This window comes from Streptomyces sp. NPDC059853 (assembly GCF_042731495.1).
In the GTDB taxonomy this organism is placed as follows: Bacteria; Actinomycetota; Actinomycetes; order Streptomycetales; family Streptomycetaceae; genus Streptomyces.
Map to the genome: position 1 here is coordinate 1 of NZ_JBHWJL010000566.1, position 1258 is coordinate 1258.

Genomic DNA, 1258 nt, shown 5'->3' on the forward strand with positions numbered 1-1258 from the left:
GCTCGCGGCGGAGCAGGATGATCCAGCCCGCCGGGACGCCCGCCGCGAAGATCCACCACTGGATGGCGTACGCGAAGTGCGCGCCGATGCCGGTGTGGTCCGGTTCGTCGCGGGGGAGCGGGGCGCCCTCCGCCTCATCGGCCGGTGAGCTGTCCGTCAGATCGATGAAGCCGCCGAGCATCGGCGTGCCCAGCTCCGCCGCGCGCTGCTCGCTGTTCACGAGCATCACCATCCGGTCCGGCAGCCCGGGCCGGTCCTTGATGCCGGTGTTCTCGGTGGTCTCGTCCACCATCAGCCGGCCGGTCACCGTGACCTCGCCGGCCGGCGGGGCCGGTACCTCGGGGGCCACGGTCACATCGCCGCCCGCCGGGACCCAGCCCCGGTTGACCAGCACGGCCGTCCCGTCGTCCCGGACCAGCGGCGTCTGCACCAGATAGCCGACCTCGTCGTTCGGCCCGGTGCGCGAGCGCGTCAGCACCTCGTGGCGGGCGTCGTACACGCCCGTGGCGGACACCGGCCGGAACCGGTCGGCCGGATCGGGGCCGGCGCCCACCGAGGACAGCTCGTCCATCGGCACCACCGGCGCCGCCAGGCTCCGCGAGATCAGCTCGTTGCGGTCGACCCGCTGCTCGTGCCGGTGCAACTGCCAGAAACCCAGCCAGACGAAGGCCGGGATCAGCGCGAGGGCGACCAGCGTGAGGATCACCCACTGCCGCGTCAGCAGAAAGCGGTACACGGCTGACGACGTTACCCGAACGGGGTCAGACCTCCGGAGCCGGGGCCACCTCCCGCAGCAGATGGGTGAACGCCGCCTCGTCCAGCACCGGCGTGCCGTACGCCCTGGCCTTGGCCACCTTACTGGTCGGGGCCTGCGGATCGTTGGTGACCAGCAGACTCGTCAGCCGCGACACGCTGCCGGCGATGTGCAGCCCCGCCTCGAACGCCTGGTCCTCCAGCAGTTCCCGGTCCACCGAGGTGTCCCCGGAGAACGCCACCCGCATGCCCTGCACCAGCCGCCCGCCCGGCTCGTAGCGGCCCGGATTGGGGTACGGGCACGGGGGCCGCCGCTTGCTCGCCCGCCACCCCGGCCGCCAGGCCGTACCGCCGCCCGCCCGGCCGGCCGCCCGCGTGCCCGCCGCGCCCGACGCCGTCTGCGGCCAGTCGGTGACCGGCAGACAGGTCAGCAGCGGCAGCGGCAGCCGCAGCCGGGCCGCCTGCTGGAGGCTCGGCCGGAACGCCTCCGCCAGCACCCGCGCGT

The 1258-nt window shown here is 74.2% G+C and carries 2 protein-coding genes; both read right to left on the reverse strand.

All coding sequences use genetic code 11. The annotated features are described in order from the left end of the window. Nucleotides 1-736, reverse strand: a 736-nt coding sequence (locus tag ACFV5N_RS27885; protein ID WP_385605346.1) for an SURF1 family protein, incomplete at its 3' end; no start/stop codon positions are given. A gap of 25 nt (nt 737-761) precedes the next feature. Then, the coding region (locus ACFV5N_RS27890; RefSeq protein WP_385605348.1) for a BRCT domain-containing protein at nt 762-1258 on the reverse strand (497 nt) is incomplete at its 5' end.